Raw genomic sequence first — 15,193 nt, forward strand, 5'->3', positions numbered from 1 at the left:
ATTATTTATTTAATTCGTTAATGATTTTTTTATCGTTATGTGTGTAGATAATGTATTTCTTGTCTTTTGTGTCTAAAAGCACTCGGTTTGTTTTACCGAAAGTAGAGCCGATACGTACGATCTTTTCGTCGCTCGCTTCTTCAGCAGTTGCGTAAATATTCGTATCTTCTTTAACACTTAAAATATCTTCGTTTGGAATAGTGATATCAGCAACACGCCATTTAATATTTACTTCTTTGTCGTCTTTAGTAATTCTCATTGCCATTTCTAAACACATCCTTATCGTTTTTATACCATAAATATAACGCTTTTTATCAGTATATTCAAATAAATTGATGTGATTAGATGAATTTAAACGAAATTCATCTTTAATGAAAGAAATTAGTGTTTATTTGTTGATTTATCTTAAAAAACTTGTAGGAATTGATTATCATATACAATGAAGGGATTTGATGAATTGAGATATAAGTCTATGTTTTTATTATTAGCGGCAGTGATTGTCGTTGCGGCGACATTGCGCGCACCATTAACAGTAATTGGTCCGATTATTTCTGAAATCGGAGATACCTTATCATTAAATCATACGATGCTTGGGGGACTGACTACAATTCCACTCATTATGTTTGGTATCGTATCGCCTTTCGTCGCGAAAATAAGCGCAAAGGTTGGCATGAGTATGACGTTGTTTGCGGGAATGTTACTACTGTTAAGTGGACTGATAATCCGTATTATTCCAAACCTAACATGGCTTATCATAGGAACGATGCTCGTTGGTACAGGTATTGCCATAGGAAATGTGATACTACCAAGCTTTGTTAAATGGCGCTTTCCAGCACATATCGGACTGATGACGGGTGTATTTGCCGCTACGATGAACTTAACAGCAGGAATTGGCGGCGGATTAAGTGTACCTCTATCACATTATAACGATTACGGTTATCAGTTCGCATTAGGATTCTGGATTATTCCCTCGGTAATTGGGCTTATCGTATGGCTGCCACAGTTAAAGCATAATCCAAAGCCAGAATTTTCGGTAAGCAGACGTAAAATTTATCACTCTAAGTTAGCTGTTGCAATTGCACTGATGATGGGATTTCAGTCGATGAACTTTTACAGTACTGTGACGTGGTTTCCTGAAATACTGATTCATTACGGTGTATCACAGGAAACAGCGGGATATATGCTGATGTTAAATCAATTTGCACAGCTTCCGATGACATTTATGATGCCTGTCATCGCAATGAAGATGAACAATCAACGTCCGTTAGTGATTGCTCTTACGATACTCTTCTTAATAGGTTTCACGGCCTTGCAGTTTAATCATATCGTATTAATTGTGATTGGAATGATTGCAACCGGTCTTGCTGGAGGAGCAGCATTTAGTCTATGTATGCTATTTTTCTCATTGCGTGCTCGTACAAATGAAGATGCAATCAAGCTGTCAGGTTTCAGCCAATCGGTTGGCTACCTTATTGCAGGGATTGGACCGGTCTTGATGGGATACTTAAATGATATGACAGGAACTTATACGACAAGTTTCATAATGTTTTATGTTATCGCTATCTGTATGTTTATCTTTGGTATGATTGCTAGTAAGAATGAATATGTATAATGCTTGTTCATAGCGATAATGATTTGATCATAAATTAAAACCTAGACGCAACAGCGTCTAGGTTTTTACAATTTTATTTTTCTGGATTTCTTGTATTGTACCCACTTGCTTAAACTATATATTATCAAGCCGCTCCAAATACAGCTGAATGTAATCGCATGTGTCAATGTAAAGGGTTCGCCGAACATAAAAACACCTTGGAGTAAGATAAGTGTTGGTGAGATATACTGTAGTAATCCAACAAGAGAAAGTGGAATACGCTTTGCACCGGCACTGAATAAAATAAGAGGAATCGCAGTTACGATACCGGAAAATAGAATTAGAAAACTTTCAAAGTTATTTCCGAAATATGTTTTTTGGTCTGTGGTTAATAATGCGATACCAAGAAAAGCGATAGGTAATATAAAGAATGTTTCTAGTGTAATGCTATAAAGCGCATTAATATTGACTACCTTCTTCATTAAGCCATATAACGCAAAGCTCAGTGCCAGCGTGACTGAAACAATAGGGAATGTTCCAACAGAGAATGTCATATAGAGCACACCAATTGCAGCGAGTAGAATGGCCAGTGTCTCTGTTCTGGTAAAGCGTTCTTTCAGAAAGAGAAATCCAAGAGCAATGCTCATCAATGGGTTGATATAGTAGCCCAGACTCGCTTGCAGCACATGATTATTATTAACAGCCCAGATAAATATACCCCAGTTGAAGGTTATCACGATGCTAGCGATAATAAGTGCGATAAATTCACGTTTTCTCTTAAATAAACTTTTCGTTTCTTTGACTAAAGGGGATAGCTTCTTTGTTACAGCAAGCACAATGATCATGAAGACAAATGACCAGATAATACGATGAAATAAAATCTCATAATCATTAAAACTACTCACTGCACGCCAATACGAAGGTAAGATTCCCCATAGAAGATATGCTAGTGCTGTATATAGAACGCCTTTTTGTGTATTGTCCATTATCTCACTCCTTTACATGATGATTATAGCAATCACAAAATTATGTAGCAATGTGCAAGTTCTTTACATTTTTTAAAATGTGTTATAATATTCTGAGCAATAGATTGCTATTAAGGAGAGACATAATGAATAGACTTATAATGCTGATATTGACGAGTGTGTTAGTACTAACAGCATGTAATGATGGACAAGAAAAAGAGCGCAAAGAATCAACGCCTAAAGTAGAAGTTAAAGTGAACCCTGAAAAAAAAGAAAGTAAGAAAACTACTGAACAAAACGATAATAAAACAAAAAGCAAAACAGAAAATGCTGCACCTGAATCATCTGAAGAACAAGTAGTAACACACCCCTCTAATCAAGACTCCGTTGATCAGGATAATATTGATACCACAAAGTATAACGATTCTAGAAATTGTCTTATCGGTGGTGGAGAAAGTGCCGGGTGTGCAGTATTAGCTGAGACGAAGGAATATTCAAAAGCTTGGAATAATTTGACGAACGAAGGATATAACTGTAAAGATGGTGCATGTTATCAGTTGAATCCATCTACGCAAACACAGGACTCGACACATACAGCTACAAACAAAAGGCCAGAGACCGTACAGCCGTCGACGCAACCGACAACAGAAACACCGACAACAGAAATGCCGATAACGACAACGGAAACACCGACACCGACAACGGAAACGCCGACAACGGAAATCGTTACGACTGAGCTCCCTTCAACTGAACAATCACAAACAGTTCAGCCGAACCAATATGAAGACACGACAGATGAATAATATTAATGAGAGAAGCAATTTAAGCAGCGTATGAATCTTAAGAGCGGCGCTCAATCGGTTAAACAATAGACAAAAACTATGAACTCTTCGCGATGTCATAGTTTTTTCTTTGTTATCTATACTATAATAAAGACCTATAAAATTTAATGGAGGTACATACGTGACAGGAAAGACTCATATCGCATGTGGTGTATTCATTGGGACGCACTATGCGGTTTCTCACGCATATAATATCAGTCAGTTTGCAGCAATCATCGGAACGTCTGCACTTTTTAGTATTGTTCCTGATATTTGTCATGCAGGCAGTAAAATAGGGAGAAGGATATGGCCCATCAGTACATTAATCCGTGTACTCTTCGGTCATAGAACGGTGACACATTCTATATTGTTTATGCTGCTCGTGTCGACAGTGTTATACTTACTTCAAGTACAGAATATTTATATTATCAGCGCTAATCTTGGGATTATGAGTCATTTAATATTAGATATGATGACACCATCAGGCGTGACACTATTCTTCCCGTGGACTAAAAAGATAAGATTTCCGTTTAAAATCAAGACAGGTGGTGTTATAGACCACTCGCTTGCAACGGCATTCAGTCTTGTGACAATGTATATTGTCTATAATGAGATCATCCATAGAACGATAAGTTGGATAAAATATTAAAGGAGCTTTATTATGGAAAAGAACTTAAAAAAATATCATCATCATCAACTATTAAATCAGATGGAGTTATTGTCGCAAGTTGAAAAACAAAAACTTGAAGAAACGTTATCCATTCAGGATTTTGAAAAGATAGATCAGTTATATCAAGATGTCTATGTTCATCGAAAGATTGCGCTTCCGGAAGATGTTCAGGATATCGCAACAACCATTATTAGTGAACAATCAACTGAAGCGCTGGCACATATGAATGAATTAGGACAAAGTGCCATTAAAGCAGGCAAGTTTGCCGCAGTTCTAATGGCTGGTGGACAAGGCACACGTCTCGCGCATAATGGGCCGAAAGGTACATTTGAATTTGACGGTGTGAGTCTGTTTGAACTTCAGGCAAGACAAATAAAAGCATTGATTGAAAGCTTGAACGTTTCAATACCTTGGATCATTATGACGAGTGATATTAACCATAAAGAAACCATCGCTTTTTTTGAAGCGCATGATTATTTCGGATTGAATAAACAGGATGTCTTCTTCTTCATTCAACCTAATATTGTAGCATTGAGTGAAGGTGGAGAGCTATTACTCAATGAGGACAAACAGCTGCTTACAACACCGAACGGTAACGGTGGAATCTTTGAAGCATTGAACGCATCAGGTACGAATAAGCTGTTACAAGAAAGAGGCGTTACACATATTTACATGAATAATATCGATAATGTACTAGTAAAAGTGCTGGACCCGATACTTTGTGGCTATGCAGTTGAAAGTGACGCAGATGTTACAACAAAGACGATTGCAGCAAAAGATAATGAAAGTGTCGGCCGTGTCGTGGAAGTGGATGGGAAAAAACAAGTCATTGAATATACTGAGCTTCCTAAAGGAGAAGAGAATCATTTCCGTAATGCGAATATCGGAATTCATATATTTAAGCTTGATTTTGTTGTGAATCATGCACAAAGTGAAATGCCTTATCACTTGGCGATTAAACAGCTGCCACAGTTAGATGAGAATTTTACTGTTATTGAAGCTACAGCATTAAAGTTTGAGAAGTTCTACTTTGATATATTCAAATATGCGGATACCTTTAAGACGGTACAGTTTGATCGTAATGAAGAGTTCAGTCCTTTGAAGAATAAAGAAGGAAAAGATAGCATCGCAACAGCTTACGACGATTTGTTGCGCACACGTCGACTATAAGAGGTGACCAATTTGAAAAATAAAACAACAATCTATGTGATGTTGATGATGCTTTTGATTGCAGCCATAAATCTTGGACTCAGTTATCATTATATATTTAATGTCGAAGGTTTGATGTGGATGGGATTTGTATCACTATTTGCCGCATTGTTATTAATGATGCTCACCGTGCAATACTACAAGCATCAAAAAAAGCAGGATCATTCTAATATAAATGCCCATATTAAATCTGAAGATGATAGAATCTTAAAGTAATTTTTACAATATTTTTACGATAAATTCATATAAATTCCAGTACAATATAAGCATATCAATAGATAAGCGAGGGTTTATATGAAACGACGATGGTTATTACCTCTAGTACTCAGCAGTATCATTGTTGTATTACTTATCGCAACAGCTTATGCATTCTTGAGTAGACGGCAGGAAACATTATTTGTTGACGAGTATATGAAACGCTATCATCTCACAGTTAAAGGTACGATAGGGCAGACACGTATCCCTTACTTTCAGCGTGGTAATCAATCACGGCCAGCGATACTTCATGTAAGGCAAGGGGACAAAGTAACTAAAGGACAGGCGCTCTTTAGTTATGAGGATAGGGCCATCGCCGCAAATGAAAAGGAGTTAAGTCTGAAGATTGATAATCAATTAATTGCAATCAATCAGATTGAAGGACAACTCGCTGTAAAGCAAGAAGCATTTGAACAATCTGCGAGCCCGCGTATTAATGCAGAACTGAACTGGCTGATAAGTGAGTATGAGAAACATAAAAATGAACTTGAGATATTAAAAACGAAGGAAAGTGCGGCAAGTGAAGCGGTTGATCAGCTGACAATCACTTCCGAGACAACAGGAATAGTAAGTGAAATTAATAAAGAACAGCTGCCGCAATTTACAAATGCTAAACAGCAGTTTCCAATCGTAACAATTGCTGCAGCTGAAACTTTCATTACAGGTGAAGTGGATCAAGAGCTATATAAGCAACTGGAAAAGGGGATGCAGTTCGACTTTGAAATAGATGGAAAATCTTATAAAAGTAAACTCACATCACTGACAAGAACAATCGAGCATAGCACTGCAAAATATTATTATAAAGCAGTTGTAGATATAGATGAAGCCTATGTCGGTGAAGTACTCACTTTTGAAATTTACCCGAACGTTAAAGATCATATATGGTTACATAAAGATTATGTGAATAGAAAAAAGCATACATATTATGTTCAAAAGTGTTATGGGAATCGCGTTAATGAAGAGATTATCCATGTAAAGAAACAGTCCGGACAATATTACCTTGTTACAAAAGGGTTATCGTCAGTCGATGAACTGAAAAAATATTGATATAGGAGATTGGGATATTCCCCAATCTCATTTTTAATGTTTCCATAAATAAATGATTGTGCGCATTGAAATTTGGGTAATGATATTTAAGATAGTAACGGCCTATGAGGAGGAAGACGTATGAAATGGCAAGGTAGACAGGGGAGTTCTAATGTAGAAGATGCGAGAGGCTCTGGTGGCTTTTCTGGTGGCAGCCCGATGGTTATCGGTGGCGGTGGTATGGGATGTTTAGGAATCATCGTCATGATTGTTATCGTATTGTTGGGTGGTAACCCGATGGATTACATGGGTGGTGAAAGTCAACCTACGCAAACACAAAATCAGCAACAAGATAATGGCAACAATGATATTTTTGATACAGGAAACGTTAAGACGGATGCCGGGAACGATGGCGCTGCGACGGAACAATCTTTAGATGAACGTGGACAGTTTGCATCAGTTGTACTGAAAGATACGGAAGACGTTTGGCATAAGATATTCCAGGATTATGATAAATCTTATACTGAACCGAGAATGGTGTTATATTCAGATGCAGTACGTTCAGGATGTGGACAAGCAAGTGCTCAAATGGGACCATTCTATTGTCCGGTTGATCAGAAGATTTATATCGACCTATCTTTTATGGACGAACTGGATCAGAAGTTCGATGCGCCCGGAGATTTCGCAATGGCTTATGTTATTGCACATGAGGTTGGACATCACGTGCAGAATGAACTTGGAATCTTACCGAAATTCCATCAGTTAAGAAACCAATTATCTGAAACTGAGTACAATAAATATTCTGTTGCTGTTGAGTTGCAGGCAGACTATTTTGCAGGTGTCTATGCAAAGCATGCACAAGAAATGGGTTATACAGATGATGGAGATTTAGAAGAAGCGATTAAAGCTGCCCATGCAGTTGGAGACGACACAATTCAGAAGAATGCATTAGGACGTGCAAATCCAGATACTTTTACACATGGTTCTAGTGCCGAACGTATGGACTGGTTTAAGCGTGGTTATGAAGCAGGAGACTTTAGTCAGGGGAATACATTTAAAGCAAGGGGTTTAGACTTTTAAATAGTGAAAAATGAGATATACTCTTCTATAAGGGTATATCTCATTTTTGATAAGCGCCCATTAACGTAAAGGATTGATGGATTGTGAAACTAAAGAGACCGAATATTTCCTGGATGGCGCTCCTGTTTGTACTATCTGTAGTGTTAATTTCTGGAATAGCCTTTATATTGATGGTTTTCTTCGGAATGTATGGGCTCAGTAGATTACTTATTTATTTCCATCTTGCAGAGTTTACATATAATGAAAGTGTGATAGATAACAGCTTTTATTACGGTTCATATTTAATCATCGGCTACGTACTATTGTTTATTATTGAATATATTATGGACGAATTAAAGCGTATGCTTCCAGAGAATAAGTTTTTTCATGGCTGGTATTTTCATATCATAGCAGTAAGTCTTTCGACACTGGTATTTTACTTCGGTGTGCATATTAATTATCAGCATATTAGAATACATTTTCTTGTCGTACTGGCGATTATTAGTGCACTATACTATTTAACAGAACTCTTCTATCCTGATAGCGTGGATTTGAATAATAAAGATGATAAATGATGAAATAAAGAAGGGTAGCTAGCAATAGGTTGCTAGCTACCCTTTCAATTTTGCTTGTGGCAGAACACTTCTGTCACGACCTATTGACGGCGTTCTACGAGCAGACACTTCGATAAAATCAAAAAGACACCCTGAAACAAAAACCGTTTCTTGGTATCTTTTCATGATTTTACTCGTGTCTAAGCGCTCGTGTCACGACCTTTTTTCATCCTTATTCTTCTTCGCAGTAGACTGATACGCTGCCCGGGTTAACTTTGAAGAGGCCATTTCCTTCTTCATCAATCGTGATTGTATCTTCTCTTGTATTGGTGTAGTCATACCAGACTTCGCCGGCGCGTTCTTTGCCAACGAACATCTGTTTTTCTGCTTCTTCTTCACTGGAATTGATAATTACAGCACAACCAGTCTTATTGCCATTGCCGCGTCTGACAAATCCGATAATATTTGGGTGATCGAAGTAATCATCTTGTTCCCCGTATGCTTTATTTTGTCTGATATAAAGTAATGGATCGATTGCAAGCTGCTTTCCTTCGACCGGATGATCTCCGCCAATGCCATAATAATCACCATAGAATATACATGGATAGCCATCTTTACGTAATAATATTAGCGCATAAGCACTTTGTTTGAACCAGTCTTTAACGAAAGATTCTAATGCTTCATCTGGCTGAGAGTCATGGTTATCAACAAAAGTGACTGCAAGTTCAGGGTGTTCTTCAACAATTGTATCATCAAATAATGTACGTAGATCATAGGCGCTGCCCTCTTCAGAAGCGGTTTTAAAGTTGAAGTGCAGCTTAACGTCGAATAAATCAGTGTTGTACTCTGCCTCTTCAAGAAACTTTTCATTCTTTCCAAGGTCTGCATTCCAATATTCACCGAGAAAATAGAAGTCTTCTCCAGCATGTTCACGCATTGCGTCACTAAAGTCTTTAATAAAATAGCTTTCGATATGTTTCACAGCATCCATGCGCATGCCATCTATCCCTAATGTATCGATGAGCCATTTTCCCCATTCGATTGTATGTTGTCGTACATCGGGATGTTTGTAATCGATATTCGTAAACATCAAGTAATCGAAGTTCCCTTTTTCGTTATCTACGAATGCATTCCAGTCTTTATTTTCCCCTATTATTTTAAAGATGCCCTTGCGACCTGTTTTGTGATCGTAGTCAGTACCGTTGAAGTGTGTGTGATTCCATTTGAAATCACTATATTTATTATTACGACCTGGAAAATCAAATTTTGTATAGGCATCGATTTCGAAAGGTTCTGAGATAACGTGGGTACGATCATTTGTATCAACTTCTACGACTTTAATTGTTTCTGTTTCATCTGCGCCAGCCTTATGATTGAGCACAATATCGGCATAAACTTTTATGCCGTTCTCATGACAAGCTTTAATGGCATCTAATAATTCTTCTTTCGTCCCATATTTAGTACGCACTTGTCCTTTTTGGTCGAATTCCCCAAGATCATATAGATCATAGATGCTATAACCTGTATTCATTACATGGTCTGCTTTGCATGCAGGTGGTAACCAAACCGTATCAATGCCTTTTTCCTTTAGTTTTGGGGCATCTTCTTTCAGGCGTTTCCAATGCGCACCATCTCCATTTGCATGCCATTCGAAATATTGCATCATCGTATAATTTTTTGTCATGTGATTCTCCTCATCCTTTCGGTAATCAATTATCTATGTTATACCCATAAAATGACGAATACATCACAACTATATCATTTATAGTAATTTCTTTTATACAAAGTCGATTCTTTTTGTTAAACTAAAACTATTAGAAGATGAAGGAGCGTTTAAATTGTTAACTAAAGAACAAGTCATAGAGATTATCGGGGAATTAGAAGATCCAGTAATTAATGTACCTCTCTCTGAAACAGAGGGGATTAAAGAAGTTAGTATTAAAGAAGAGAAAGAACATGTCTCTGTTAAAGTGATGATTGCAAAGCTTGGGGGTCAGCCTCAACTTGATCTTCAGATGCAAATTGTAGAGAAACTGAAGGAGAATGGCGCAAAAACTGTAGGGATACGTTTTGAAGAGATGGATGAGTCAATGCTCGAGCAGTTCCGTGGAGTTTCCACTTCGGAAATTGAAAAGTTAGTCGATCCAAATAATAAGGTAACATTCATCTCAATTGCCTCAGGTAAAGGTGGCGTTGGGAAATCAACGGTTTCTGTGAACCTTGCTGTCGCACTTGCGCGCTTGGGGAAACGTGTAGGGTTAGTTGACGCTGATATATATGGTTTCAGTGTTCCGGATATGATGGGAATTTCAGAACGACCTGAAATTGATGGTGAACGTATTATTCCTGTATCTCGTTTTGGGGTAAAGGTGATTTCAATGGCGTTTTTCGTAGAAGAGAATACACCTGTCATTTGGCGTGGGCCAATGCTTGGGAAGATGATCAATAACTTCTTTAACGAAGTGAATTGGGGAGATCTGGATTATATTCTCTTAGATTTACCACCAGGCACAGGAGATGTTGCACTAGATGTACATACAATGTTACCAAAGAGTAAAGAAATCATTGTAACAACGCCACATCCAACAGCTGCATTTGTTGCTTCAAGAGCGGGTGCAATGGCGCTGCATACGGAGCACGAAATTCTTGGTGTAGTAGAGAATATGAGCTATTTCGAAAGTAAAGAAACAGGAAATAAAGAGTATGTATTTGGTTCAGGTGGTGGACAAAAGTTAGCTGAAGAGCTCAATACAGAGTTGCTCGGACAACTTCCGTTAGCTCAACCGGACTGGAACCATGAAGATTTTGCACCTTCTGTCTATCAAGAAGACCATCCACTTGGTATCATCTATACACAAATGGCTCAGAAGGTAATCGATAAAACAAAATAAATTAAAGAGGTACAATCGTGACTTTAAAAAATTTAGGTAAATTCTATGGCATCACGTTACTTATAGGACTTGTTGTCACAGTAATCGTCAGTCTTATATTCGGATATGATAAATTAACGGTTTATCTTGTTCGAGGTGAATTAGGGGAGTTCCTGGCAGCGCTAATCTGGTTTATGGGATATGGACTGTTAATTGCATCTATTAGTCAGCTTGCATTCTTCGCATACTTGTTTATCCATCAGATGGGACAAGGGATATTCAGAAGCGGCTGGAATGCGATTCAAGTTGTGATTATTTTATTTGCAATCGTCGATCTCGTGTATTTCAGATATTTACGTTTCGGACAAAAAGATGGAGATATTCTTAAATTTATCTGGATTCCAATTTTAATCGTCATCTTCGGTATTGTTGTAAGTATCTATAAAAATAAGCTGACAGGTAAAAACGTCTTTATTCCTGCAATGTTCTTTATGGTCGTAATGACAACGGTAGAACTCATACCGTTTCTGAAGGTTAAAGATATGATGTGGCTGTATTGCACCATCTTTGCGCTGCTTTTATGTAATGCATTTCAGTTATTGTCATTGCCGAAATATAATAAGGCATCTTATGAAGAACGTAAGGCACGCAAGCTTGCAAATGGCACTTGGGTAGAGGAAACACCAGAGTCACCTAGTAAGGTTGTAAAGAATACGCAAGTTGTCACACATAAGAAAAAACGAAAAAAGAGATAATGATATGACCTAGCTCATTGGAGTTAGGTCATTTGTCATTAAGAAATGAGGAGAAAATGAAAAGAGGATTAATTAGTGCGCTCGTGATTATTATGTTTATGAGTGCTATCGAAACATCAATCGTGTCACTCGCAACTCCTGCAATTGGCAAAGATCTAGGTGTTAAAGAATCGCTTGCTTTAATATTTACCAGCTATATGATTGCTATTGTAGTGATCACACCGCTTGTCGGGGAAATTATGAAACGTATCGGATCTAAGTATACAATGATATTCGGTATTGTCGTATTTATAGTAGGAAGTATGTTATCAGGGGCGTCATTTACGTTTCCAATGCTTGTTGCATCACGTCTTATTCAAGGGCTTGGTGCAGGGATCATGATGACGATGGGGAGTATTATTCCGAAGATTGCGTTTGAAATTCCATATCGCTATAAAGTAATGGGTATCGTGGGAAGTGTCTGGGGCATTTCAAGTATCGTAGGCCCACTTTTAGGCGGATTAATATTAACTTACTTAAGATGGAGTTTTTTATTTTACATTAATGTTCCTGTAGCAATAGTTGCGATTGTTCTTGTGCTGAAGTTCTTTAAATTTGATGAACAGCCGTCTAAGGCGAAACTTGATGTTAAAGGGTTACTGCTTTTCTACGCATTTTTAATCTGTTTGATTACTGGCTTCACTGCTGGAGGGCTGCTAAGTATGGCAGCATATATAGTAGCAACTACATTACTCGTTATATTTGTTAAGTTTGAATTGAAAGTACAATCACCATTTATACCAGTACGCTCCTTTAATAAAAGAATAGGTATAACGATGGGAACAGATATGGTATACGCAATGCTATTGATGGGAACGAACATATTCTTACCGTTTTATTTGCAGACAGAAAAAGGGTTGTCACCATTACTTAGTGGTTTAACGACCTTCTCGATATCAGTATTCTGGCTGACATCTACCTTTATATTGAAACGTATTGAACAACGCTTTAACGTTAAGCAAGTCTATCAATTAAGTTTCTTCTATATGATTATCGGTGCAGCGATTATACTAGTTACAGAAAGTGTTATTGCAGTAACGATTGGATGTATATTTCTAGGGTTGAGCTATGGTACTGTATTTACGAAAAATGTCGTAACCATTCAAGAAAGTGCGGCACCACATGAACTCGGCAGTATGATGAGTACTTATAGTTTACTTAAGTTTATCGGCTCAACTACTGGATCGATAGTCATGTCGTTTGTCTACTATAGCAATGTATTACACAATATTCATAACAATATGGCGGTAATGGTCATCATTGCGCTTATACTCATCATTATCTATCAGTTTTTATATAGAGAAAAGACGGCTTAGTGAAAGTGTTCTGCCGAAACGACAACCCGGATAATACAGGTAAGATTCTTATCTGTATTATCCGGGTTGTTATATATATGAAAAATATTAAATAAAGTATTGACTTTAATATAGCAACTTGTTAAGATATAAAAGTCGCAAAAACAAGCGACGCCAACGATTAAGCGTTTGAAAAACAAATTGAAAAAGTGTAAAAAAGACTATTGAAACTTTGTTCTCAAACATTTAATATTAATTGAGTAAGAACGGCGCACAAAACATTTCAAATAAGAAATCGTGAGTGTAAAACTTCTTCAAAATAAAGCTTGCAAACAAGAAAGAAACGTGTTAAACTTTTATCTTGTAGCAACAAAAATGAACATTGAAAACTGAATGACAATATGTCAACGTTAATTCCAATAATTTGAGTGATTAAGTTCACTCCCAAGAGTGATTGCCTCAAGCAATCAAAGAGCTTTATCAAGCAATCTATTATGGAGAGTTTGATCCTGGCTCAGGATGAACGCTGGCGGCGTGCCTAATACATGCAAGTCGAGCGAACAGACGAGAGTGCTTGCACTCTCTGATGTTAGCGGCGGACGGGTGAGTAACACGTGGGTAACCTACCTATAAGACTGGGATAACTTCGGGAAACCGGAGCTAATACCGGATAATATCTAGCTTCGCATGAAGCGATAGTGAAAGACGGTTTTGCTGTCACTTATAGATGGACCCGCGGTGTATTAGCTAGTTGGTGAGGTAACGGCTCACCAAGGCAACGATACATAGCCGACCTGAGAGGGTGATCGGCCACACTGGGACTGAGACACGGCCCAGACTCCTACGGGAGGCAGCAGTAGGGAATCTTCCGCAATGGACGAAAGTCTGACGGAGCAACGCCGCGTGAGTGAAGAAGGTTTTCGGATCGTAAAACTCTGTTGTAAGGGAAGAACAAGTACGTTAGTAACTGAACGTACCTTGACGGTACCTTACCAGAAAGCCACGGCTAACTACGTGCCAGCAGCCGCGGTAATACGTAGGTGGCAAGCGTTATCCGGAATTATTGGGCGTAAAGCGCGCGTAGGCGGTCTCTTAAGTCTGATGTGAAAGCCCCCGGCTCAACCGGGGAGGGTCATTGGAAACTGGGAGACTTGAGTACAGAAGAGGAGAGTGGAATTCCATGTGTAGCGGTGAAATGCGCAGAGATATGGAGGAACACCAGTGGCGAAGGCGGCTCTCTGGTCTGTAACTGACGCTGAGGTGCGAAAGCGTGGGGATCAAACAGGATTAGATACCCTGGTAGTCCACGCCGTAAACGATGAGTGCTAAGTGTTGGGGGGTTTCCGCCCCTCAGTGCTGCAGCTAACGCATTAAGCACTCCGCCTGGGGAGTACGGTCGCAAGACTGAAACTCAAAGGAATTGACGGGGACCCGCACAAGCGGTGGAGCATGTGGTTTAATTCGAAGCAACGCGAAGAACCTTACCAAATCTTGACATCCTTTGACAACTCTAGAGATAGAGCTTTCCCCTTCGGGGGACAAAGTGACAGGTGGTGCATGGTTGTCGTCAGCTCGTGTCGTGAGATGTTGGGTTAAGTCCCGCAACGAGCGCAACCCTTATCTTTAGTTGCCATCATTAAGTTGGGCACTCTAGAGAGACTGCCGGTGACAAACCGGAGGAAGGTGGGGATGACGTCAAATCATCATGCCCCTTATGATTTGGGCTACACACGTGCTACAATGGATGGTACAAAGGGCAGCAAAACCGCGAGGTCAAGCAAATCCCATAAAACCATTCTCAGTTCGGATTGTAGTCTGCAACTCGACTACATGAAGCTGGAATCGCTAGTAATCGTAGATCAGCATGCTACGGTGAATACGTTCCCGGGTCTTGTACACACCGCCCGTCACACCACGAGAGTTTGTAACACCCGAAGCCGGTGGAGTAACCTTTTAGGAGCTAGCCGTCGAAGGTGGGACAGATGATTGGGGTGAAGTCGTAACAAGGTAGCCGTATCGGAAGGTGCGGCTGGATCACCTCCTTTCTAAGGATAATTACGGAAACAGACCATCAGGTCTGTAGG

At 38.9% G+C, this 15,193-nt stretch carries 14 protein-coding genes and 1 rRNA gene; 12 read left to right on the forward strand and 3 right to left on the reverse strand.

The window, feature by feature from the left end:
* Position 1: 1 nt before the first annotated feature.
* Positions 2 to 265, reverse strand: coding sequence for a hypothetical protein (locus QA539_RS01670; protein WP_041635795.1), 264 nt, complete (start codon positions 263 to 265; stop codon positions 2 to 4).
* 207 nt (positions 266 to 472) lie between these two features.
* Here QA539_RS01670 and QA539_RS01675 point away from each other — a divergent pair, with 207 nt between their 5' ends.
* Positions 473 to 1,612 carry a CynX/NimT family MFS transporter gene (locus tag QA539_RS01675; RefSeq protein WP_419895314.1) on the forward strand — a complete coding sequence of 380 codons (1,140 nt, stop codon included), beginning with the start codon at positions 473 to 475 and terminating at the stop codon, positions 1,610 to 1,612.
* Between the two features lie 65 nt (positions 1,613 to 1,677).
* Here the strand turns inward: QA539_RS01675 and rarD are convergent, their stop codons facing one another.
* Positions 1,678 to 2,577, reverse strand: a complete 900-nt coding sequence (rarD, locus tag QA539_RS01680; protein ID WP_219493771.1) for an EamA family transporter RarD — start codon at positions 2,575 to 2,577, stop codon at positions 1,678 to 1,680.
* Between the two features lie 125 nt (positions 2,578 to 2,702).
* Between rarD and QA539_RS01685 the strand changes: the two genes are divergently transcribed.
* From QA539_RS01685 to QA539_RS01715, 7 genes are all read left to right on the forward strand, one after another.
* A complete protein-coding gene (locus QA539_RS01685) occupies positions 2,703 to 3,359 on the forward strand; it encodes a hypothetical protein (protein WP_419895315.1) in 657 nt (218 codons plus the stop codon).
* 160 nt (positions 3,360 to 3,519) lie between these two features.
* Entirely contained in the window at positions 3,520 to 4,026 is a 507-nt protein-coding gene (locus tag QA539_RS01690) for a metal-dependent hydrolase (protein WP_283722310.1), read from the forward strand.
* A 9-nt stretch (positions 4,027 to 4,035) separates the two neighbouring features.
* Positions 4,036 to 5,217 (forward strand): UTP--glucose-1-phosphate uridylyltransferase, encoded by a 1,182-nt coding sequence (locus QA539_RS01695; RefSeq protein WP_423245844.1) that lies wholly within the window; start codon positions 4,036 to 4,038, stop codon positions 5,215 to 5,217.
* Positions 5,218 to 5,229: 12 nt separating this feature from the next.
* Positions 5,230 to 5,472, forward strand: a complete 243-nt coding sequence (locus QA539_RS01700) for a hypothetical protein (protein WP_419895317.1) — start codon at positions 5,230 to 5,232, stop codon at positions 5,470 to 5,472.
* Positions 5,473 to 5,550: 78 nt separating this feature from the next.
* Complete coding sequence (locus tag QA539_RS01705; RefSeq protein ID WP_419895318.1) at positions 5,551 to 6,558, forward strand: hypothetical protein; 1,008 nt, start codon at positions 5,551 to 5,553, stop codon at positions 6,556 to 6,558.
* A gap of 120 nt (positions 6,559 to 6,678) precedes the next feature.
* On the forward strand, positions 6,679 to 7,617 hold the full coding sequence (gene ypfJ, locus QA539_RS01710) for a KPN_02809 family neutral zinc metallopeptidase (RefSeq protein ID WP_219493778.1): 939 nt from the start codon (positions 6,679 to 6,681) through the stop codon (positions 7,615 to 7,617).
* Positions 7,618 to 7,700: 83 nt separating this feature from the next.
* The gene (locus QA539_RS01715) at positions 7,701 to 8,171 is read left to right on the forward strand and encodes a SepA family multidrug efflux transporter (RefSeq protein ID WP_413474895.1); all 471 of its coding nucleotides are present in this window, start codon (positions 7,701 to 7,703) and stop codon (positions 8,169 to 8,171) included.
* A gap of 211 nt (positions 8,172 to 8,382) precedes the next feature.
* On the opposite strand, the gene QA539_RS01720 is transcribed toward QA539_RS01715, so the two are convergent.
* Positions 8,383 to 9,834 carry an alpha-amylase gene (locus QA539_RS01720; protein ID WP_219493779.1) on the reverse strand — a complete coding sequence of 484 codons (1,452 nt, stop codon included), beginning with the start codon at positions 9,832 to 9,834 and terminating at the stop codon, positions 8,383 to 8,385.
* A gap of 154 nt (positions 9,835 to 9,988) precedes the next feature.
* Between QA539_RS01720 and QA539_RS01725 the strand changes: the two genes are divergently transcribed.
* The 4 genes from QA539_RS01725 to QA539_RS01740 all read left to right on the forward strand — a co-directional run bounded on the left by QA539_RS01725 (position 9,989) and on the right by QA539_RS01740 (position 15,154).
* Positions 9,989 to 11,041 (forward strand): P-loop NTPase, encoded by a 1,053-nt coding sequence (locus tag QA539_RS01725; RefSeq protein WP_419895319.1) that lies wholly within the window; start codon positions 9,989 to 9,991, stop codon positions 11,039 to 11,041.
* A gap of 17 nt (positions 11,042 to 11,058) precedes the next feature.
* Positions 11,059 to 11,775 (forward strand): KinB-signaling pathway activation protein, encoded by a 717-nt coding sequence (locus tag QA539_RS01730; RefSeq protein ID WP_283722316.1) that lies wholly within the window; start codon positions 11,059 to 11,061, stop codon positions 11,773 to 11,775.
* 56 nt (positions 11,776 to 11,831) lie between these two features.
* Positions 11,832 to 13,130, forward strand: coding sequence for an MFS transporter (locus tag QA539_RS01735; RefSeq protein ID WP_419895320.1), 1,299 nt, complete (start codon positions 11,832 to 11,834; stop codon positions 13,128 to 13,130).
* Positions 13,131 to 13,600: 470 nt separating this feature from the next.
* Positions 13,601 to 15,154 (forward strand): 16S ribosomal RNA (locus QA539_RS01740).
* Positions 15,155 to 15,193 lie beyond the last annotated feature (39 nt).

It is taken from the genome of Macrococcus psychrotolerans (assembly GCF_038095555.1).
GTDB classification, from domain to species: domain Bacteria; phylum Bacillota; class Bacilli; order Staphylococcales; family Staphylococcaceae; genus Macrococcoides; species Macrococcoides psychrotolerans.

What these genes read in the sequence shown, in the direction of transcription:
- QA539_RS01670 (WP_041635795.1), bottom strand. Translation starts at nt 265, where the DNA reads ATGGCAATGAGAATTACTAAAGACGACAAAGAAGTAAATATTAAATGG.
- QA539_RS01675 (WP_419895314.1), top strand. Translation starts at nt 473, where the DNA reads ATGTTTTTATTATTAGCGGCAGTGATTGTCGTTGCGGCGACATTGCGC.
- rarD (WP_219493771.1), bottom strand. Translation starts at nt 2,577, where the DNA reads ATGGACAATACACAAAAAGGCGTTCTATATACAGCACTAGCATATCTT.
- QA539_RS01685 (WP_419895315.1), top strand. Translation starts at nt 2,703, where the DNA reads ATGAATAGACTTATAATGCTGATATTGACGAGTGTGTTAGTACTAACA.
- QA539_RS01705 (WP_419895318.1), top strand. Translation starts at nt 5,551, where the DNA reads ATGAAACGACGATGGTTATTACCTCTAGTACTCAGCAGTATCATTGTT.
- ypfJ (WP_219493778.1), top strand. Translation starts at nt 6,679, where the DNA reads ATGAAATGGCAAGGTAGACAGGGGAGTTCTAATGTAGAAGATGCGAGA.
- QA539_RS01720 (WP_219493779.1), bottom strand. Translation starts at nt 9,834, where the DNA reads ATGACAAAAAATTATACGATGATGCAATATTTCGAATGGCATGCAAAT.
- QA539_RS01735 (WP_419895320.1), top strand. Translation starts at nt 11,832, where the DNA reads ATGAAAAGAGGATTAATTAGTGCGCTCGTGATTATTATGTTTATGAGT.